Consider the following 18,901-nt stretch of genomic DNA (forward strand, 5'->3'; position numbering starts at 1 on the left):
TATAACATTCGGTTAGTTCTGCAAAATGTAATCACGAGATGTCTACACTGACAACGCTAAAAAATATCACCGTCTCCTTTGGTAGCCGCAAGGTCCTGTCGAATATTTCGCTCAGCCTCCAGCCGGGTCGTATTCTGACGCTGCTCGGCCCAAACGGTGCAGGTAAATCTACGCTGGTGCGGGTGGTGCTGGGGCTCATTGCGCCAACCGAAGGCACGCTTGAACGCGAGCCGGGCCTGCGTATCGGCTATGTGCCGCAAAAACTGCACCTCGATGCCACCCTGCCGCTCACCGTCAGCCGTTTTATGCGCTTGAAACCCGGCGTCAAAAAGGCCGATATCCTGCCGGCACTGAAACGCGTGCAAGCGGCCCATCTGCTCGAGCAACCGATGCAAAAGCTTTCCGGCGGCGAAAACCAAAGGGTGCTGCTGGCACGTGCGCTGTTGAATAAACCTCAGTTGCTGGTGCTGGATGAACCGACGCAGGGGGTCGACGTCAATGGCCAACTGGCGCTGTACGATCTGATCGATCAACTGCGTAAAGAGCTGGGCTGCGCGGTATTGATGGTTTCCCATGACCTGCATCTGGTAATGGCGAAAACCGATGAGGTGCTGTGCCTCAACCAACATATCTGCTGTTCCGGCGCACCGGAAGTGGTGTCGATGCACCCTGAATTTATCGCCATGTTTGGTAACCGGGGAGCGGAACAGCTGGCGGTTTATCGCCACCACCATAATCACCGTCACGACCTGCAAGGACGCATTGTGTTGAAGAAAACCGGGGGCCGTGAGGCATGATCGAACTGTTATTACCCGGCTGGCTGGCCGGGGTGTTGTTGGCGGGGGCCGCAGGTCCGCTAGGCTCATTTGTTGTCTGGCGTCGAATGTCCTACTTTGGCGATACCTTGGCGCACGCCTCGCTGTTGGGTGTGGCCTTCGGCCTGCTGTTGGATGTGAATCCTTTCTATGCGGTGATTGCCGTAACGCTGGTGCTGGCTCTGGTGCTGGTGTGGCTGGAACGTCGGCCACAACTTTCCGTTGATACCCTGCTCGGCATTATGGCGCACAGCGCGCTGTCGCTGGGTCTGGTGGTAGTGGCGTTAATGTCCAACGTGCGGGTCGATCTGATGGCCTATCTGTTTGGCGATCTGTTGTCTGTCACCTTTAGCGATATCTGGATGATTGGCATCGGCGTCAGCATCGTGCTGCTGATTCTGTGGTGGCAGTGGCGCAACCTGCTGTCGATGACCATCAGTCCTGAGCTGGCGCACGTAGACGGCGTTAATCTGGTGCGGGCACGCACCGTGCTGATGCTGGTCACCGCTCTGACCATTGGTCTGGCAATGAAGTTCGTCGGCGCGCTGATCATCACTTCACTGCTGATTATACCGGCGGCCACGGCACGCCGATTCGCCCGCACGCCTGAGCAGATGGCCGGTTATGCAGTGCTGGTGGGCATGCTGGCCGTCACTGGCGGGCTGGCCTTCTCGGCATTTTACGATACCCCGGCAGGCCCCTCGGTAGTGCTGAGCGCTGCGGTGCTGTTTGTGCTGAGTTTATTCAGGAAGCAGCAGGCCTGATACCGGGCTGCCGATTGACGTGACAAGGGCCGCATCAGCGGCCCTTTTTAATGTTTTAATTCTTACTCTTCGCGCGCAATGCCAAAGTGTTTATAGGCATGATTGGTCGCCATTCGTCCACGCGGGGTTCGCTGGATAAAACCCTGCTGGATCAGGAAGGGTTCAATAACGTCTTCGATGGTTTCGCGCTCCTCGCCAATCGCCGCCGCCAGGTTATCCAGGCCCACCGGTCCGCCGGCGAACTTGTCGATTATCGCCAGCAACAGCTTGCGGTCCATGTAGTCGAAACCTTCGGCGTCAACGTTCAGCATGTCCAGCGCCTGCATCGCAACTTCGCCATTGATCACGCCGTTGGCCCGGACCTCGGCAAAGTCGCGCACCCTACGCAGCAAGCGGTTGGCGATACGCGGCGTTCCGCGTGCCCGACGAGCCACCTGGTGAGCGCCCTCTTCCGAGAGATCCAGCCCCAGGCAGTTGGCGCTGCGTGAAACGATATGCTGCAAATCGGCAACCTGATAGAACTCCAGGCGCTGCACAATCCCGAAGCGATCGCGCAGCGGTGAGGTCAAAGAACCGGCACGGGTGGTAGCGCCCACCAGCGTAAAGGGCGGCAGATCGAGTTTGATCGAACGCGCAGCCGGGCCTTCGCCGATCATGATATCCAGTTGGTAATCTTCCATTGCCGGATACAATACTTCTTCCACCACCGGCGACAAGCGATGGATTTCATCGATAAACAAGACGTCGTGCGGCTCGAGGTTGGTCAGCATCGCCGCCAAATCGCCCGCCTTCTCCAACACCGGGCCGGAGGTAGTGCGCAGGTTAACGCCCATCTCATTGGCGACGATGTTCGCCAGCGTGGTTTTACCCAGCCCTGGCGGGCCGAAGATCAGCAAATGGTCCAGCGCGTCGCCACGCTGCTTGGCCGCCTGAATAAAGATTTCCATCTGCTCACGCACGTGCGGCTGGCCGACATATTCCGTCAGCAGCTTTGGCCGAATGGCGCGATCAAGAATTTCTTCTTCGTTGATCGGCTCAGCAGAAATCAGGCGATCGGCTTCAATCATTCTCTATCCCTTATCAACCTTACAGTGCGGCGCGCAGCGCGTCGCGGATCAGGGTTTCGCAATCGGCGCCCGGCTTGGCGATTTTGCTGACCATGCGGCTGGCTTCCTGCGGTTTATAGCCCAATGCCACCAGTGCAGAAGCGGCTTCTGCTTCCGCGTCCAGCTCGGCCGCCTGCGTCGCCGAAGCGGGCAGCGTGATCTCACTGCTGTTATTGAACAGATCGCCATTAAGCCCTTTGAAGCGGTCTTTCATTTCGACCACCAGCCGCTCGGCGGTTTTCTTGCCCACTCCCGGCAATTTCACCAATGTGGTGATCTCTTCACGTTCTACCGCGCTGACAAACTGCTGTGCGGACATCCCGGACAGGATAGCCAGCGCCAGTTTTGGGCCCACGCCGTTCACTTTAATCAACTCGCGGAACAGTGCGCGCTCTTGTTTATCGTTGAAGCCGTACAATAGCTGCGCGTCTTCGCGCACCACAAATTGGGTAAATACGATAGCTTCTTGCCCCAGGTCCGGCAGCTCATAAAAGCAGGTCATGGGCATATGCACTTCATAGCCCACGCCATTTGCCTCCAGTAACACCAGCGGCGGCTGTTTTTCCAGAATATATCCTCTGAGACGACCTATCATTTACCCTCCTGCAGAATTCTTGAGCATGACCGACTGCCATGCCGTGCTGGTAAAGCTTATAACATAAAAAAGGCTGGATGAATATCCAGCCTGAGTTGTCACTGTTCAAGCGCTACTTTAAACGGCCACGAGCCAGGTTTAACCGCCCTTCGCTCATTCGCAGCACGTTTTGGCTGAGATGGCAGTGGGTGATGGCGATAGCCAGCGCATCGGCGGCGTCCGCCTGGGGGTTGGCCGACAGTTTAAGCAGCGAGCGCACCATGTGCTGCACCTGCGCCTTCTCTGCCGCACCGGTGCCGACCACCGTTTGCTTCACCTGACGCGCCGCATATTCAAACACTTCCAGATCCTGGTTCACGGCAGCAACGATCGCCACGCCGCGCGCCTGCCCGAGTTTGAGCGCCGAATCCGGGTTCTTCGCCATAAACACCTGTTCGATAGCGAAAAAATCAGGTTTAAACTGGGTGATGATTTCGCTGACGCCTGCGTAGATCAATTTCAGCCGCGTCGGCATGTCGTCCACCACAGTGCGAATGCAGCCACTGGCGATATAGCTCAGTTGGCGGCCCTGCTGGCGAATGAGACCATAACCGGTGACGCGCGATCCGGGATCGATACCCAATATGATCGTCATCCCTACACCCACCTTGCGTTAAGCATTAACATCGCCAGGCGCTGCCACAGAGCAGCGCCGTACTGCCACTCCATTACAGCGTCGCTGCAACCTCGTCGGAGATTTCGCCGTTGTGGTAAACCTCCTGCACGTCGTCACAGTCTTCCAGCATGTCGATCAAACGCAACAGCTTCGGCGCGGTTTCTTCATCCATATCGGCCTTGGTCGATGGGATCATGGAAACTTCCGCCGAGTCGGCGGTGAAACCGGCCGCAGTCAGCGCATCTTTCACCTCGCCCAGGTTTTCCCAGGCGGTGAACACGTCGATAACACCGTCGTCGTAGCTGACGATATCTTCAGCACCGGCTTCCAGCGCCGCTTCCATCACCGCATCTTCATCCAGGCCCGGTGCATAAGTGATTACACCCTTCTTGGTGAACAGATAAGCCACAGAACCGTCGGTGCCGAGGTTACCGCCGCATTTGGTGAAGGCATGACGCACTTCTGCCACGGTACGGTTGCGGTTGTCGCTCAGGCATTCGATCATGACGGCAGTGCCGCCCGGACCGTAACCTTCATAAATGATGGTTTCCATGTTGGAATCATCATCGCCGCCTACGCCACGCGCGATGGCGCGGTTCAGGGTGTCGCGCGTCATGTTGTTGGACAGCGCCTTGTCGATCGCCGCACGCAGACGTGGGTTAGCCCCTGGATCTCCACCGCCCAGTTTCGCGGCGGTCACCAGCTCGCGAATAATTTTGGTGAAAATTTTACCGCGCTTGGAATCCTGCGCAGCTTTACGGTGCTTTGTGTTGGCCCACTTACTATGACCTGCCATAAAAAATCTCCGAAAAAAATTACTGGACTGAATTAATCACAAACTCTTCAATCGCCTGCTGATTGCTCCAGGACTTGGTCAACTTCACGGCTTGCGCCGCCTCAAGCCAGCGGTAAGCATGATGCTCGGTAATCACCGGATCGCGCTCTTCAGGCAACGCCAGACAGAACCAGTGCTCTTTATTGCGCGTGGTTCCCGGGGCATAGCGATGTCGCAAATGGACAAAGAGTTCAAACTCCACACAACGCTGGCAATCGAACAACGGCAGATTCTCTGCTTCGATATCGATGCCGACTTCTTCCATGACCTCACGCCGTGCGGCATGCGGCGGCGACTCATTTTCCTCCAGGCTACCGGTAACCGACTGCCAGAATTCGGTATCGTCGCGCCGCTGTAACATCAGCACCCGTCCACTGGATTTGGCGTAAATCACTACCAAAATGGACTCGGGCCGCTTATAGCTCATCACTCGTTCTCTTCCGGTAACGCGGCTTTCTTGACCACGCAAATCCCCAACTCCTGCAACGACGCCGGGTTGGCAAAGCTTGGCGCTTCGGTCATCAGACAGGCAGCAGCGGTGGTTTTCGGGAAGGCAATCACGTCACGAATGTTGTCGGTACCGGTCAGCAGCATCACCAGTCGGTCCAGACCAAAGGCCAGGCCGGCGTGCGGTGGTGTGCCGTACTTCAATGCATCCAGCAGGAAGCCGAATTTCTCGCGCTGTTCGTGTTCGTTGATGCCCAGAATGCTGAAGACCGTCTGCTGCATTTCGCTGCGGTGAATACGCACGGAACCGCCGCCCACTTCATAGCCGTTGATCACCATGTCATAGGCATTGGCAATGGCCGTGGTTGGCGCCGAACTCAGCTCTTCCGGGCTCATGTCGCGCGGTGCGGTGAACGGATGGTGCATCGCCGCCAGGCCGCCCTCACCGTCTTCTTCGAACATTGGGAAGTCCACCACCCACAGCGGCGCCCAGCTGTCCAGCTTGGTCAGTTGCAGATCACGGCCCAGTTTCAGACGCAGCGCACCCATCGCATCGGTTACAATCTTGAAGCTGTCTGCGCCGAAGAACAGGATGTCGCCGGTCTGCGCGTTGGTACGCACCAGGATCGCCTCCAGCACTTCCGCGCTGAGGAATTTGGCGATCGGGCTTTGTACGCCTTCCATGCCGGCGGTACGGTCGTTGACCTTCAGCCAGGCCAGGCCTTTGGCGCCATAGATGTTAACGAAGGTGCCGTACTCATCGATCAGCTTACGAGTCAGCTGCGCGCCGCCCGGAACGCAGATAGCGGCTACGCGGCCTTTGGCGTCGTTAGCCGGGCCGGAGAATACTTTGAACTCAACGTCTTTCACCAGATCGGCAACGTCCACCAACTCCAGCGGGTTACGCAGATCCGGTTTGTCGGAGCCATAGCGACGCATCGCTTCGGCGAAGGTCATGACCGGGAAATCGCCCAGATCCACGCCCTTCACATCCAGCCACAGGTCACGTGCCAACTTTTCCATCACTTCACGCACTTGATCGGCGGTCATGAAAGAGGTTTCAACGTCGATTTGGGTAAATTCAGGCTGACGGTCAGCACGCAGATCTTCATCGCGGAAGCATTTGACGATTTGGTAGTAACGATCAAAACCCGACATCATCAGCAGCTGTTTGAACAGCTGTGGCGACTGCGGCAACGCATAAAACTTACCTTTGTGCACACGGCTCGGCACCAGGTAGTCACGCGCACCTTCCGGCGTGGCTTTGGTCAACATCGGGGTTTCGATGTCGAGGAAGCCGTTGCTGTCCATAAAGCGACGCACGAAGCTGGTGATTTTGGCGCGGGTCTTCAGGCGATCGGCCATTTCCGGGCGACGCAGATCCAGGTAGCGGTATTTCAGGCGCGCTTCTTCAGTGTTGACCTGGTTGGAGTCCAGCGGCAACGGCTCGGAGCGGTTGATGATCTCCAGAGCATGAGCGAACACTTCCACTTCCCCGGTGGACATATCTTTATTGATTTGGCTGTCCGGACGCGCACGCACGGTGCCGACAATCTGAATGCAGAACTCGTTGCGCAGGTCGTATGCCTTGTCAAACGCGGCTTTCTGGTCCGGGTCGAAGAACACCTGCACGATGCCTTCGCGGTCGCGCATATCAATAAAGATCAGGCCGCCCAGATCGCGACGACGGTTGACCCAACCACACAAAGTGACTTCCTGGCCCACGTGGGACAGATTCAATTGCCCGCAATATTCAGTACGCATACGCTATCCTTTTGGCTTAAGCCGATTCCGCGCGGGCTTTTGCGCCGGCCACGCGGCTGTTAACTGATGAACTCTATTTATTACCCGGTTTAAAGTCGGTTGCATACCAACCGGTGCCCTTTAACTGGAAACCCGTGGAAGAAATCAACTTGGTTAACGCGGGCTGCCCACACGCCGGACAGTCAGTCAGCGGCGCATCGGAAAATTTTTGCAATTTCTCTAACCGAAGGCTGCAAGCACCACATGCATATTCATAAATCGGCATAGTTCGTTGGAGTAAAGTGTGTTGAAAAAAGGCGATCATTATAAAGGAAATTCATGCTCCAGATAAGTGCGAACACAGCTTTGTTGCAGCACTAAATGGCGTGTTTTTGTCCGAAGTAACACATTGATTAACAAATTTCTCATTAACCGGTGACCCTTTTTTCACGTAGCCTGAATTCACCCTGGTTTTAGTGCGCCGTTCTGGCTGCGCATATTTTATCCACCCAGTAACGGGAGACCCCGATGTTGAAACTCGATACTCAAACCACAGCGCTGGTGCTGATTGATTTGCAAAACGGCATCCTGCCCTACGCCGGCGGGCCGCACAGTGCCGAAAGCGTGGTAGCCCACGGCGCGCAACTGGCAGCGCGTTTTCGCTCGCTCGGCGCGCCGGTGATCCTGGTGCGCATCGGCTGGTCCGACACATTTGCCGATGCGCTGAAACAGCCAGTGGACAGACCCACACCATCGCCGGCGGGCGGATTACCGGCAAACTGGTGGGAATTTCCGGAATCTCTGGCAGTCAGCGACGGCGATATTCTGGTGACCAAACGTCAATGGGGCGCGTTTTACGGTACCGAACTGGATTTGCAATTACGCCGCCGCGGCATTAAAACTTTGGTGCTGGGCGGGATCGCCACCAATATCGGCGTTGAATCCACCGCCCGCGCCGGCTGGGAGCACGGTTACGAGTTAGTGATAGCCGAAGACCTGTGCAGCGCGCAAAATACTGAGATGCACCGGTTTGCCTTCGACAATATTTTCCCACGCCTGGCTCGCGTGCGCAGCACCGGTGAAATTCTTGCCGCACTCGGCGAATAACATTACAGAGGCGTCACATGCCGCGCCCGCGTTTACCTCACAAAGACATTCATTAAGGAAGATGACGCGTTGATCTACATCGGACTACCACAGTGGCAGCACACAGCCTGGAATCGCATCGGGCTGCGCGATCTGGCGGATTACAGCCGCTATTTTAACTGCGTGGAAGGCAACACGACTTTCTACGCGTTACCCAAGCTGGAGATCGTTCAGCGCTGGCGCGACATGACCACCGATGATTTTCGCTTTTGTTTCAAGTTCCCCTCAGAGATCAGCCATAAGGCCGCACTGCGTAACTGCGATGCCGAACTGCAGGCATTTTATCACTGCCTGAGCCCGGTCCATCAGCGTATCGGGCAGCTTTGGTTGCAGTTACCCTCGGCATTTGGGCCGGATGAGTTGCCGCGCATGTGGCAGTTCTTTGACGAGTTGCCGAAAGAATTCACCTACGGCGTAGAAGTACGTCACCCGGCTTTCTTCGCCAAGGGCGAGGAAGAGCGGCTGTTGAATCAGGGGTTGCATCAGCGCGGTATCAACCGGGTGATCCTCGACAGCCGGCCGGTGCATCATGCCGCCCCTGACAGCGCCGCAGTGCGTGACGCCCAGCAAAAGAAACCCAAGCTGCCGGTGCATGCGCTGGTCACCGCCCACAATCCGCTGGTCCGTTTTATCGGCGGGGACGTGTTGCAAGACAATCTGCGTTGGTTTGATGCCTGGCAGCAGAAACTGCCCATATGGCAACAGCAATCCACCCCCTTCCTGTTTATTCATACGCCGGATAATGGCGATTCACCGCAACAGGCGCAAAAAATCTGGCAGCAGCTTCATCAGGCTATTCCTAATTTGCCCCCGCCGCCGGACTGGCCGGAGCAGGATGCACTGTTTTGACCGATTAATCTGACCGATTACATCAGATTTTTCCTCGCGACAGTGATTGTAATGGCGGCTATGATGCTCGCTGCCAGTTTTGGTTAGGGAATGGAGTTAAAAATGGTAAGCGCGCTTTATGTCGTGCTCGGCGCATTGTTGTTGATCAAACTCTCTTATGACGTGGTTAAGTTAAGGATGCAGTACCGTGTCGCCTACGGAGACGGCGGCTTTTATGAGTTGCAGACCGCCATCCGCGTTCACGGCAATGCCGTAGAATATATTCCTATCGCCGCCGTACTGCTGGTGATCATGGAAATGAACGGCGCAGGAATATGGATGATCCATATTTGCGGCCTGATGCTGATGACCGGGCGCCTGGTGCACTACTACGGTTTGCGTAACCGTGAAGTCCGCTGGCGCCGTTCAGGTATGGCCGCAACCTATATTTCGTTGGTCCTGATGGTGTTGGCCAACATTTTCTATCTGCCCTGGGATCTGATTTTCAGCCTGTATTGATCTTCTGTTCGTCATCAGGCGGCCCCGCCGCCTGCTTCCGCTGCGCTTTCTTGCCGTTATCTGTTAGAATACGCGCCTTCGAATTCTGAACTGACTTCCCGCTATGCCAAACCGCGATACTCTTTTTTCTGCCCCCATCGCCAAACTGGGCGACTGGACCTTCGACGAACGCGTCGCTGAAGTGTTCCCCGACATGATCCAGCGTTCCGTTCCCGGCTATTCCAACATCATTTCGATGATTGGCATGCTGGCCGAACGCTTTGTGCAGCCAGACAGCCAGGTGTATGACCTGGGATGTTCATTAGGCGCGGCAACGCTGTCGATGCGTCGGAATATCAAGGTGGCGGGTTGCAACATCATCGCCGTCGATAACTCTCCGGCGATGGTCGAACGTTGCCGCCGCCATATTGACGCTTTTCGCGCCGATACGCCGGTAGAGGTTATCGAAGCCGATATCCTCGATATCAAGATCGAAAATGCTTCCATGGTGGTGCTGAACTTTACCCTGCAATTCCTCGAGCCGGCTGACCGTCTGCGGTTGCTGGAGCAGGTTTATCGCGGTTTGCGCCCAGGCGGTGCGCTGGTGCTGTCGGAGAAGTTCAGTTTTGAAGATGCTGACGTCGGCGAACTGCTGTTCAACATGCACCACGATTTCAAGCGTGCCAACGGCTACAGCGAGCTGGAAATCAGCCAAAAGCGCAGCATGCTGGAAAACGTCATGCTGACCGACTCGGTTGAAGCCCACAAGGCACGCCTGAAACAGGCCGGTTTTAAACATGCCGAAGTGTGGTTCCAGTGTTTTAACTTCGGTTCACTGATCGCGTTGAAAGCGGGAGCTGGGCAATGATTGAGTTTGGTGATTTCTATCAGCGCATCGCTAAAGGCAACCTTAGCCACTGGCTGGATACCCTGCCCGCGCAGCTCAGCGCCTGGCAGCGCGAGTCGCTGCACGGCAAATTCAAACAGTGGTTTAACTCGGTTGAACACTTGCCGGAACTGACGCCCACCCGTCTCGATTTGCTGCACGGCGTGCGGGCCGAAATGGAGGCACCGCTGTCGCCGGGCCAGTTGGAAGGCATCGAAAAGATGCTGCGCACCCTGATGCCCTGGCGTAAAGGCCCATTCTCGCTGTACGGCATCGACATTGACACCGAATGGCACTCCGACTGGAAATGGGATCGCGTTCTGCCGCACATTTCACCGCTGGCCGGCCGCACCATTCTGGACGTCGGCTGCGGTAGCGGCTATCACCTGTGGCGTATGGTGGGTGCCGGTGCACAGATGGCTGTGGGTATTGATCCAATGCAGCTGTTCTTGTGCCAGTTCGAAGCGGTTCGCAAACTGCTGGGTGGCGATCAACGCGCTCATCTGCTGCCGCTGGGTATTGAGCAACTGCCCGAGTTGGCCGCCTTTGATACGGTATTTTCCATGGGCGTGCTGTACCACCGCCGTTCACCCTTGGATCATCTGTATCAGTTGAAAAATCAGTTGGTCTCCGAAGGTGAGCTGGTATTGGAAACCCTGGTGGTGGAAGGCGATCGCAACCAGGTGTTGGTGCCGGGCGATCGTTATGCCCAAATGCGCAATGTCTACTTCATTCCTTCGGCCGAAGCGCTGAAGTGTTGGCTGGAGAAATGCGGTTTTGTCGACGTGAAGATCGCCGACATGTGCGTAACCAGCACCGAAGAGCAGCGCCGCACCGATTGGATGACCAGCGAATCACTGGCTGAATTCCTTGATCCCAAGGACAGCAGCAAGACAATTGAAGGTTACCCGGCCCCGTTGCGTGCGGTGCTGGTGGCCAGAAAACCTTAATTCTTGCCAAAAGGGCCTGGATAACCAGGCCCCGCATTACCCCTTATCGGCATCCACTACCCGCAGTTCATACACCATGGTAGCGTTCGGCGGGATTTGCGGCGCATAGCCCGCTTCACCGTAAGCCAGTTCTGGTGGCACCACCATGGTCAGCGAACCATGATTTCTCAGGTAACCTATCGCCTCACGGAATAACGGCGGATAGGCTGACAGCGGTTGAGAAAGCACCTTCCCACTGCGATCCATATCCTGAATCACCCGGCCATCGGTCAACATCTCTTTCACCACGATATCCACCAAAGAGGTTTCAGCAATAGCTTCATCGCCCAGGTAATCGACCCGGTACCAGAAGCCAGCGGACGATTTCTTTACGCCTTTTTTCTTCCTGAACTCAGAAACGAAAGATTCGCCTTTGGCCTGTTGGTCTTTCACCGCCTTGGTTCTGCCGGCATTCACCGTTTTTTCCGACTCTGCCAACGCGCTCACCAACACCGCCTCACTCAATTGATAGTGGCCATTGAAGGTGTCGATCATGCCGCCCAACAACGTCGTTTTATCGGGATCGATTCCCCACGTTTTACGCTCCGCCAGCAGGGTCTGGATATCTCGTCCCAGCGCTACACCGGCGGCATAACTCTGCTGTTCCTGAGGTTTCGTCAACGTCAGCTTGTCCGGCAACAGCGTGGCCCGTGAACGCAGATCGTCAATTTCCTTGCGCAAACGCTTCTCCACCTGATTGCCGGCAACCCGCTCTTGCTCAGCCTCGCTTGCCCGCTTGCTTACCTGCTCGAATTGCTGAGCTGATTTAGCATTTTCTTCAAGCGCAGCGGCAAGTTGCAGCCCATTATCTTCAAGCTGTTTCGCCTGCTTTCGGTTTTTATCCTGAAGCTGCGTCAACTGCACCTGAAGTTCCCCCATCGTCTTGTGCGCCTCAGCTATCAACGCCTGCGCCTGCCGTTCCGTCGGCGTCAGATTTAACGCCTGCCGTACAGCGCTGGCAAACTCACTCAAGGCGGTGAAATCTTGTTGTGAAGGCGCAGTGTTTGGAGCCGTCAACGTTGAAGCGACGCGCAGCGCCGTTAACTCCTGCTGTAGGGACAGAATGGTGGCCTGTTGGCGCTCAAGTTGAGCTTCTTTCTCCCGCAACGTTTTGTGGACTGCCATCAATTGTTGCCGTTGATTAGTGGTAGGCTCCCGAACTTGACTCACCTTAACCGTTGGTTTTTGAACCGGTATCTGGGTTGGCTGCTGCTTGTTTGCCGGTATTTCCTGTGCCCCCTGTTGGTGATATTGTTCGGCAAACTGCAATAAAACGGGCACGCCTTCATCCGCATAAAGCGCACCCGACGCCGCCATCAGCGGCAGCATCAGGCTAAAAAAAGTCTGTCGGGAGCAAGAGATCATTGAATACGTTCTCCCCGCTCGGCGAGGCCGGTCATCATGGTGGTGCTGATATCGGCGCAAAGGCGGTTGGTGCGATAGCGGTAAAGCGCATCGACGGTTTCCTGAGTGTCAGTATTTACCCTTGTCCGCATCCCGGCATATTGCGCCGCGCCACTCATCAAGGTGTCAAATTCACGTTTGAATTTTTGGTATTTCTCGGGATCCATATTGCGCATTGCCTCAAGCTCATGTTGGCATTGCTGCATACGCTCGGCTTCGCGCTGTTTTTTATCTTGCTCCACCGCTTCTGTCGCACTCTCTTTATTCACCAGAGGCACAGGCCGTTTGACGTTTTGGCAGCCGGTCAATGTCATGGTCAATAAAAGTGAAGCGGTTAGGCGGTATGCCGTTCTGGTCATTATCTTTATCTCCTTGTTAAACCTGACAAGCACTTCCGTTTATGGCCGTGACGGCCATTTGGCGGCCTGTGGCAGGCTTCCTTAGTGGTATTACGATACTTTCTCTCGCCTATCTCCGTCGCTTCTCAGCAGCCACGTTGCTGGCTGCAACTTGAAGACCATTGGGTATAGAGAACAGGGCTATTGAAAATAAAATGGTTAAATTCACCGAGTGGTAAAAACATAATTCAGGTTATTTCTTAGATTAAACCTCATTCATTCATGGCGTTTATAAAAATAGTGAAGAAAATTTAAATTAATGATATTAAATGAGCGGTGCAAATTAAATTTATCAGCTGGTATTAATAATGACAAGGGAATACCCGAAGCATCCGATAATAACGAGCCTGATGAGAAATGCCTGTCGTTTAATCTATCTATATTGCCACTCATCGGGCTTTTTCGGGCATAAAAAAAGCCCCGACAAAACGCCGGGGCCTGGTACTCGCGTGATCACCGAGGGTTCAGTTGCACGCCAAGGGGCTTTAGCCCGGAAACCGGTAATCAGAACACGGTTAGCTGCGTGTTTATGCGCTTTGCGCCAAAGGATCAACCAAGGCCAGCGCGTTTTTCATCGCTTCCACCATTTCGCCATCCACGCAATAATGGCTAAATTCATCGAACTCATTGTCCGAACACATGGTCACGCCGGCTTTGCGATAGCGCATGGTCGAAGGTACCGCGTGCCCCGAAGAGCTGTGCACCTCCTGAACGCCGATATCCACAAACTTGTGCAGGTTGCTGAGCCGCACACCGGCGCCGGCCATAATCACGGGCCCCTGGCTGGCATGCACCAGATCGCGCAGCAACGGCAGCCCAAGCTCGGCGCTTTGTTGTTGACCGGAGGTCAATATCCGCGCAACTCCCAGTTGCGTCAGTTGATCAAGTGCCACCATCGGGTTCTGACACATGTCGAAAGCGCGATGGAAGGTGACCGCCATATTGCCGCTCAACCGCATGACTTCACGCATGCGCGGCAGGTCGATATGCCCTTCTTCATCCAGCATACCCACCACTACGCCGGCAAAACCCATGTCGCGGATCTGCACGATGTCCTGCTTGATCACGTCGAAATCCACCGCACCGTAGCAAAAGTCCCCGCCGCGCGGGCGGACGATCGGATGCACCGGGATGGATACCCTATCGCGCGCCAGGCGCAGCGTACCGTAGCTGGGCGTCAAACCGCCCTCGCTCTGGCTGGCACATAATTCTATGCGATCAGCGCCTGCCTGCTCCGCCGTCAGCGCGCAATCGACGCTAAAGCAGCAAACTTCCAGTTTAATCATTGTCACCCCCAGATGACGGCCAAAATGTGACGGCAGTTTGTTAACTTCAGAATTTCTCGCGTAGGCTCATTGATAGACATGAACCGGTTCAGGGTAATAACTATGGCATTCAATTTTAATCAATGGGTAGACCGTAGTCACAGTGACAGCGTTAAGTGGGATAAATATCGCGACCGCGACATCATTCCGCTTTGGGTCGCCGACACCGACTTCCGCTCCCCGCCCGCGATCATCGACGCATTGCAGCGGCGCGTAGCGCATGGCGTGTTCGGCTACGGCCATCCATCCCCTGAACTTATTGAGGTTTTTACCCGCCGCATGGTAGAGCGCTATGGCTGGCACATCAAGCCCGAATGGCTGATTTTCCTGCCCGGTCTGGTCTGTGGGCTGAATCTGTGCGTCCGCGCCTTTACCGCTGAGGGTGAAGGCACTCTGGCGCCGTCACCCATCTACCCGCCGTTTCGCAAAGCGGCGAAATTCGCCGGACGCCCGCATCTGCCGGTGCCGCTCAAGCTGCACGACCGGCGTTGGCTGCTGGATTTCGACGCGATAGCGGCTAGGCTCGGCGGCAGCGAAAAATTGCTGTTGCTGTGCAACCCGCAAAATCCGGGCGGAACCGTCTACCGCCGCGAGGAGTTGTCGCAACAGCATGAATTCGCCCGTAGCCATGATTTGATCGTCTGTTCCGATGAAATTCATTGTGATCTGTTGCTTGAGCCGGGTTGCGAACACATCCCCTTTGCCACGCTTAATGAAGACGCAGCCCAGCGTAGCATTACGTTGATGTCACCATCGAAAACCTTCAACATTGCCGGATTAGGGGCCTCAATGGCGGTGATTCCCAACGCCGGCCTGCGCCAAAAGTTGGCCCGCGCGCGCAGCGGCATAGTTCCGGAAGTCGACGTGCTGGCGTTGGTCGCCGCACAAGCCGCCTACCAGGACGGGCAAGGCTGGTTGGACGCCCAGTTGGCGTATCTGCGCGCCAACCGCGATTTGGTGACCGAACGCATTAACGCCATGCCCGGCCTGTTGCTGCACCCGATAGAAGCCACCTATCTGGCCTGGATCGATTGCAGCCAACTGGCGACCGACAATCCACACGCTTTCTTTGAACAGGCCGGGGTGGGCTTAAGCGCGGGCCTGGATTTCGGCGACCGCAGGTTTGTACGTCTGAATTTCGGCTGCCGGCGCGAACTGCTTACGCAAGCGCTGGATCGCATGATGCTGGCCACCCAAGCGCTGATGCCCGGTTAAGCTTGCTCGCTGGCGACGATTTCCCGGATGGAATACGGGTGAAACTTAATCGTTACGCTGCCGTCGGTGATCGCCAACGTTGGATTCGGCAATCGCTCGCCCTCACCTTGCGGCGAGCTCTGTTTCAATTTGATCCCCGGTGCCAACAGTGCCTCGTCGGGCAAATGGCTCAGCGCGCGCGCATACAGCGAGGCCGGTTCGCCGCTAAGCACCAATTCCACATGTTCCCATCCCTCGTGAGGATAACGCTTGTCCCCCGGATAAGGCAGTTCCACGCAGTCAATTAGCCACGGACCTACCTGCAACGGCTGATGCAGATCGAACAGGCAAATCGGGCGTCCGTTGATCGTCGCTTCAGACAACAACGAGCCGCATTGCTGCAACCCCTGCCGCCAGCGTTCAGCGGTGGTGTTTTGGTGGCAACGCACCGAAATGTGGTCCGCGCTGAACTGCGACAAATCCAGATGCAGTTTTTGCGCAAACTGGCTCAACGCCTGTTCAAAACGCGGCAGATCCAGCGCCAAGTCATTAAGCTCGGCAATGGCCGGGAAGATCGTCATAGGGGCCTCGATACGAAGGAAAGCGAATTCAGGGGGGCTAATTTACACGGCTGAGACGCGGCTATCCACGTTTTGCCCAGGAAAATGTAACATTTGTGTCCGTCACATTACCGCCGTGTAAAATATTTCAACTAACATTGATAAAGGGCACAAAAGAACAAGCGTTAATTACCCTTATTAATAGCACCGTTAAAACCCAAGCCTGATTAATTAAAGTTCGGAATCTTCGCATGTCATAGATAGATTTTTCTTATGACGGAAACATTTCAGAAATTATTAGCTTAATAAGCTGCATTGAATCCGGAAAATCACTCTACTCACTCGATAACTCGCCATAAAAACAACAAAGTCAACAATGGGTATACGAGACAATTCCAGTAAGAATAATCAAATCAACCATTTGTTTTCATTGAATTTCACACCCCACAGCGGTGAGACTTATCTTAAATGAAGTTTTAATAATTGCTTATAAAAATCAATTAAGCTACTTTGGGGAAAATCAAAACTTGAGATAACAACCATGTTTCTTTTAATCATATCTTTATTGTTGGTCGTTATTGCCGCGTACGCAATTTACCGCCATTTCAAATCACGCAGCATTAACACTCTGGACTCCCGCCGTCATAACAAAAAACGTTAGATCTGATTATTTCATTTCCTTATCACCTATTCCTTTTCACTCATTTTGACCTTCTTGTACTGCACACGCCCCCCCTTGAAACGCACTCTCTTTGTTGGCCCGGTATTTTCAAACCTGCACTTTCGCCTTTCCCCCCGGCGCCAACTGCTGACGTAACACATCAGATCGGTTACAATTACAGGCTGTTTTGTGGTGGGCTGCCGTCTCGACGCGCAGCCAGAAAACCACCTTTGAATCCCACAGGGGCATGGCATACGGCCCCTCGTTCGTCATTAAGGTAACCCGGTGAATATTCAGGTTCTTCTTTCAGATAAGGTCAGCCAGGCGCTGATTGCCGCAGGCGCGCCAGCCGATTGCGAAGCACAGGTCCGTCAGTCAGCAAAAGCACAATTTGGCGACTATCAGGCCAACGGCGTGATGTCCGTAGCCAAGAAACTCGGCATGCCGCCACGCCAGTTGGCGGAAAAAGTGGTCCAGCTGCTTGATCTCGGCGACATCGCCAGCAAAGTAGAAATCGCCGGCCCTGGCTTTATTAATATCTTCCTGAACGGCGAATGGGTTGCGCAACAGGTTGATCAGGTGCTGAATGCGCCGAAGCTTGGCATTGCACCGGTTAAACAACAAACCATCGTCATCGACTACTCCGCGCCCAACGTAGCGAAAGAGATGCACGTCGGTCACTTGCGTTCGACCATTATCGGCGACGCCGCCGCACGCACCCAGGAATTCCTGGGCCACAAAGTGATCCGCGCCAACCACGTCGGCGATTGGGGCACCCAGTTCGGCATGCTGATTGCCTACCTGGAAAAAATGCAGAATGAAAATGCCAGCGACATGGGCCTGTCCGATCTGGAACAGTTCTATCGTGAAGCGAAGAAACACTACGACGAAGATGCGGAGTTCGCCGAACGCGCCCGCGCCTACGTGGTGAAATTGCAGGGCGGCGATCAATACTGCCTGAAGATGTGGCGTAAGCTGGTCGACATCACCATGGCGCAAAACCAGCTCACCTATAACCGCCTGAATGTCACCCTGACCGAAGACGACGTAATGGGCGAGAGCCTGTATAACGCGATGCTGCCGGAAATCGTCGCCGATCTGAAAGCCAAGGGGCTGGCGGTAGAAAGCGAAGGCGCCACCGTGGTGTTTCTCGACGAATACCAGAATAAAGACGGCGAACCTATGGGCGTCATCATCCAGAAGAAAGATGGCGGCTACCTGTACACTACCACCGATATCGCCTGCGCCAAATACCGCTACGAAACGCTGGGTGCTGACCGCGTGCTCTATTACATCGACTCCCGCCAGCACCAGCATCTGATGCAGGCATGGACCATCGTGCGTAAAGCCGGTTACATCCCGGATTCGCTCTCGCTGGAGCACCATATGTTCGGCATGATGCTGGGCAAAGACGGCAAGCCGTTCAAAACCCGTGCGGGCGGTACGGTGAGGCTGTCCGATCTACTGGATGAAGCTATCGATCGCGCCGGCAAACTGATTGCCGAGAAAAACCCGGATATGCCGGCAGAAGAAATGCAGCACCTGGCAAATGTCGTCGGTATCGGCGCTGTTAAATACGCCGATCTGTCAAAAAGCCGTACGACCGACTATATCTTTGACTGGGACAACATGCTGGCATTTGAGGGCAACACCGCCCCTTATATGCAGTATGCCTATACCCGTGTGGCCTCGGTATTCAAGCGTGCCGGTCTCGATGAGAACAGCCTGACCCTGCCGCTGGTGATGACCGAAGAGCGTGAGATTGCGCTGGCGACCCGCCTGCTGCAATTCGAAGAAGTTATCACCACGGTGGCACGCGACGGCACTCCGCACGTGATGTGTACTTATCTGTACGACCTGGCAGGCTTGTTCTCCGGCTTCTACGAACATTGCCAAATCCTGAATGCAGACAGTGAAGAAGCGCGTCAAAGCCGCCTGAAACTGGCATTGCTGACCGCCAGAACGCTGAAAACCGGTCTGGATACGCTGGGTATCGACACCGTCGAACGCATGTAAGCCAACGTCTGAAGACGAAAAAGGGTCGCCGAGGCG

20 protein-coding genes are annotated in these 18,901 nt (G+C 55.2%); 9 read left to right on the plus strand and 11 right to left on the minus strand.

Translation table 11 applies throughout. The features are described from left to right. Window positions 1-38: 38 nt before the first annotated feature. On the plus strand, window positions 39-797 hold the full coding sequence (gene znuC, locus SPL01S_RS16140; protein WP_062871073.1) for a zinc ABC transporter ATP-binding protein ZnuC: 759 nt from the start codon (window positions 39-41) through the stop codon (window positions 795-797). Further along, the gene (znuB, locus tag SPL01S_RS16145) at window positions 794-1,579 is read left to right on the plus strand and encodes a zinc ABC transporter permease subunit ZnuB (protein ID WP_006325884.1); all 786 of its coding nucleotides are present in this window, start codon (window positions 794-796) and stop codon (window positions 1,577-1,579) included. Before znuC ends, znuB begins: the two co-directional genes overlap by 4 nt. Window positions 1,580-1,641: 62 nt before the next feature. On the opposite strand, the gene ruvB is transcribed toward znuB, so the two are convergent. The 7 genes from ruvB to SPL01S_RS24740 all read right to left on the minus strand — a co-directional run bounded on the left by ruvB (window position 1,642) and on the right by SPL01S_RS24740 (window position 7,285). Beyond that, window positions 1,642-2,646, minus strand: a complete 1,005-nt coding sequence (gene ruvB / locus SPL01S_RS16150; RefSeq protein WP_004945523.1) for a Holliday junction branch migration DNA helicase RuvB — start codon at window positions 2,644-2,646, stop codon at window positions 1,642-1,644. A gap of 19 nt (window positions 2,647-2,665) precedes the next feature. Continuing rightward, complete coding sequence (gene ruvA / locus SPL01S_RS16155; protein WP_004945526.1) at window positions 2,666-3,280, minus strand: Holliday junction branch migration protein RuvA; 615 nt, start codon at window positions 3,278-3,280, stop codon at window positions 2,666-2,668. Between the two features lie 112 nt (window positions 3,281-3,392). Continuing rightward, entirely contained in the window at window positions 3,393-3,914 is a 522-nt protein-coding gene (gene ruvC, locus SPL01S_RS16160) for a crossover junction endodeoxyribonuclease RuvC (protein WP_004945529.1), read from the minus strand. A 73-nt stretch (window positions 3,915-3,987) separates the two neighbouring features. Next, entirely contained in the window at window positions 3,988-4,731 is a 744-nt protein-coding gene (locus tag SPL01S_RS16165; protein ID WP_004945533.1) for a YebC/PmpR family DNA-binding transcriptional regulator, read from the minus strand. Between the two features lie 19 nt (window positions 4,732-4,750). Beyond that, entirely contained in the window at window positions 4,751-5,197 is a 447-nt protein-coding gene (gene nudB, locus SPL01S_RS16170) for a dihydroneopterin triphosphate diphosphatase (RefSeq protein ID WP_006325886.1), read from the minus strand. Further along, a complete protein-coding gene (aspS, locus tag SPL01S_RS16175; protein ID WP_063201203.1) occupies window positions 5,197-6,981 on the minus strand; it encodes an aspartate--tRNA ligase in 1,785 nt (594 codons plus the stop codon). Before aspS ends, nudB begins: the two co-directional genes overlap by 1 nt. Before the next feature lie 73 nt (window positions 6,982-7,054). Continuing rightward, window positions 7,055-7,285, minus strand: coding sequence for an FmdB family zinc ribbon protein (locus SPL01S_RS24740; RefSeq protein ID WP_004945545.1), 231 nt, complete (start codon window positions 7,283-7,285; stop codon window positions 7,055-7,057). A 203-nt stretch (window positions 7,286-7,488) separates the two neighbouring features. Between SPL01S_RS24740 and SPL01S_RS16180 the strand changes: the two genes are divergently transcribed. The 5 genes from SPL01S_RS16180 to cmoB all read left to right on the plus strand — a co-directional run bounded on the left by SPL01S_RS16180 (window position 7,489) and on the right by cmoB (window position 11,268). Then, window positions 7,489-8,067 carry a hydrolase gene (locus SPL01S_RS16180; RefSeq protein ID WP_063201206.1) on the plus strand — a complete coding sequence of 193 codons (579 nt, stop codon included), beginning with the start codon at window positions 7,489-7,491 and terminating at the stop codon, window positions 8,065-8,067. 72 nt (window positions 8,068-8,139) lie between these two features. After that, a complete protein-coding gene (locus tag SPL01S_RS16185) occupies window positions 8,140-8,955 on the plus strand; it encodes a DUF72 domain-containing protein (protein WP_111738563.1) in 816 nt (271 codons plus the stop codon). A 102-nt stretch (window positions 8,956-9,057) separates the two neighbouring features. After that, complete coding sequence (locus SPL01S_RS16190) at window positions 9,058-9,453, plus strand: MAPEG family protein (RefSeq protein ID WP_004945554.1); 396 nt, start codon at window positions 9,058-9,060, stop codon at window positions 9,451-9,453. A 103-nt stretch (window positions 9,454-9,556) separates the two neighbouring features. After that, complete coding sequence (gene cmoA / locus SPL01S_RS16195) at window positions 9,557-10,300, plus strand: carboxy-S-adenosyl-L-methionine synthase CmoA (protein WP_063201210.1); 744 nt, start codon at window positions 9,557-9,559, stop codon at window positions 10,298-10,300. Beyond that, window positions 10,297-11,268 (plus strand): tRNA 5-methoxyuridine(34)/uridine 5-oxyacetic acid(34) synthase CmoB, encoded by a 972-nt coding sequence (gene cmoB, locus SPL01S_RS16200; protein ID WP_062791873.1) that lies wholly within the window; start codon window positions 10,297-10,299, stop codon window positions 11,266-11,268. Before cmoA ends, cmoB begins: the two co-directional genes overlap by 4 nt. A 36-nt stretch (window positions 11,269-11,304) precedes the next feature. Here cmoB and SPL01S_RS16205 read toward each other — a convergent pair whose 3' ends face one another. The 3 genes from SPL01S_RS16205 to cutC form a co-directional block, all read right to left on the minus strand. Continuing rightward, on the minus strand, window positions 11,305-12,672 hold the full coding sequence (locus tag SPL01S_RS16205; protein WP_063201213.1) for an FKBP-type peptidyl-prolyl cis-trans isomerase N-terminal domain-containing protein: 1,368 nt from the start codon (window positions 12,670-12,672) through the stop codon (window positions 11,305-11,307). Beyond that, window positions 12,669-13,070 (minus strand): YuaE family lipoprotein, encoded by a 402-nt coding sequence (locus SPL01S_RS16210; RefSeq protein ID WP_063201215.1) that lies wholly within the window; start codon window positions 13,068-13,070, stop codon window positions 12,669-12,671. The genes SPL01S_RS16205 and SPL01S_RS16210 overlap by 4 nt, the downstream gene beginning before the upstream one ends. A gap of 566 nt (window positions 13,071-13,636) precedes the next feature. Then, window positions 13,637-14,395 (minus strand): copper homeostasis protein CutC, encoded by a 759-nt coding sequence (cutC, locus tag SPL01S_RS16215; RefSeq protein WP_020439185.1) that lies wholly within the window; start codon window positions 14,393-14,395, stop codon window positions 13,637-13,639. Between the two features lie 102 nt (window positions 14,396-14,497). On the opposite strand from cutC, the gene SPL01S_RS16220 reads away from it, so the two are divergent. After that, on the plus strand, window positions 14,498-15,649 hold the full coding sequence (locus SPL01S_RS16220; RefSeq protein WP_063201218.1) for a MalY/PatB family protein: 1,152 nt from the start codon (window positions 14,498-14,500) through the stop codon (window positions 15,647-15,649). On the opposite strand, the gene SPL01S_RS16225 is transcribed toward SPL01S_RS16220, so the two are convergent. Then, window positions 15,646-16,209, minus strand: a complete 564-nt coding sequence (locus SPL01S_RS16225; protein ID WP_037433035.1) for a VOC family protein — start codon at window positions 16,207-16,209, stop codon at window positions 15,646-15,648. The genes SPL01S_RS16220 and SPL01S_RS16225 overlap by 4 nt on opposite strands. A 925-nt stretch (window positions 16,210-17,134) precedes the next feature. Between SPL01S_RS16225 and argS the strand changes: the two genes are divergently transcribed. Next, entirely contained in the window at window positions 17,135-18,865 is a 1,731-nt protein-coding gene (gene argS, locus SPL01S_RS16230; protein ID WP_004945573.1) for an arginine--tRNA ligase, read from the plus strand. Window positions 18,866-18,901 lie beyond the last annotated feature (36 nt).

Origin of the sequence: Serratia plymuthica NBRC 102599, assembly GCF_001590925.1 — a bacterium.
Lineage (GTDB): Bacteria > Pseudomonadota > Gammaproteobacteria > Enterobacterales > Enterobacteriaceae > Serratia > Serratia plymuthica.

Excerpts from the sequence above, each read along its gene's own strand:
- znuC (WP_062871073.1), top strand. The coding sequence starts at position 39 with ATGTCTACACTGACAACGCTAAAAAATATCACCGTCTCCTTTGGTAGC.
- znuB (WP_006325884.1), top strand. The coding sequence starts at position 794 with ATGATCGAACTGTTATTACCCGGCTGGCTGGCCGGGGTGTTGTTGGCG.
- ruvB (WP_004945523.1), bottom strand. The coding sequence starts at position 2,646 with ATGATTGAAGCCGATCGCCTGATTTCTGCTGAGCCGATCAACGAAGAA.
- ruvA (WP_004945526.1), bottom strand. The coding sequence starts at position 3,280 with ATGATAGGTCGTCTCAGAGGATATATTCTGGAAAAACAGCCGCCGCTG.
- ruvC (WP_004945529.1), bottom strand. The coding sequence starts at position 3,914 with ATGACGATCATATTGGGTATCGATCCCGGATCGCGCGTCACCGGTTAT.
- SPL01S_RS16165 (WP_004945533.1), bottom strand. The coding sequence starts at position 4,731 with ATGGCAGGTCATAGTAAGTGGGCCAACACAAAGCACCGTAAAGCTGCG.
- nudB (WP_006325886.1), bottom strand. The coding sequence starts at position 5,197 with ATGAGCTATAAGCGGCCCGAGTCCATTTTGGTAGTGATTTACGCCAAA.
- aspS (WP_063201203.1), bottom strand. The coding sequence starts at position 6,981 with ATGCGTACTGAATATTGCGGGCAATTGAATCTGTCCCACGTGGGCCAG.
- SPL01S_RS24740 (WP_004945545.1), bottom strand. The coding sequence starts at position 7,285 with ATGATCGCCTTTTTTCAACACACTTTACTCCAACGAACTATGCCGATT.
- SPL01S_RS16180 (WP_063201206.1), top strand. The coding sequence starts at position 7,489 with ATGTTGAAACTCGATACTCAAACCACAGCGCTGGTGCTGATTGATTTG.
- SPL01S_RS16190 (WP_004945554.1), top strand. The coding sequence starts at position 9,058 with ATGGTAAGCGCGCTTTATGTCGTGCTCGGCGCATTGTTGTTGATCAAA.
- cmoA (WP_063201210.1), top strand. The coding sequence starts at position 9,557 with ATGCCAAACCGCGATACTCTTTTTTCTGCCCCCATCGCCAAACTGGGC.
- cmoB (WP_062791873.1), top strand. The coding sequence starts at position 10,297 with ATGATTGAGTTTGGTGATTTCTATCAGCGCATCGCTAAAGGCAACCTT.
- SPL01S_RS16205 (WP_063201213.1), bottom strand. The coding sequence starts at position 12,672 with ATGATCTCTTGCTCCCGACAGACTTTTTTTAGCCTGATGCTGCCGCTG.
- SPL01S_RS16210 (WP_063201215.1), bottom strand. The coding sequence starts at position 13,070 with ATGACCAGAACGGCATACCGCCTAACCGCTTCACTTTTATTGACCATG.
- cutC (WP_020439185.1), bottom strand. The coding sequence starts at position 14,395 with ATGATTAAACTGGAAGTTTGCTGCTTTAGCGTCGATTGCGCGCTGACG.
- SPL01S_RS16220 (WP_063201218.1), top strand. The coding sequence starts at position 14,498 with ATGGCATTCAATTTTAATCAATGGGTAGACCGTAGTCACAGTGACAGC.
- SPL01S_RS16225 (WP_037433035.1), bottom strand. The coding sequence starts at position 16,209 with ATGACGATCTTCCCGGCCATTGCCGAGCTTAATGACTTGGCGCTGGAT.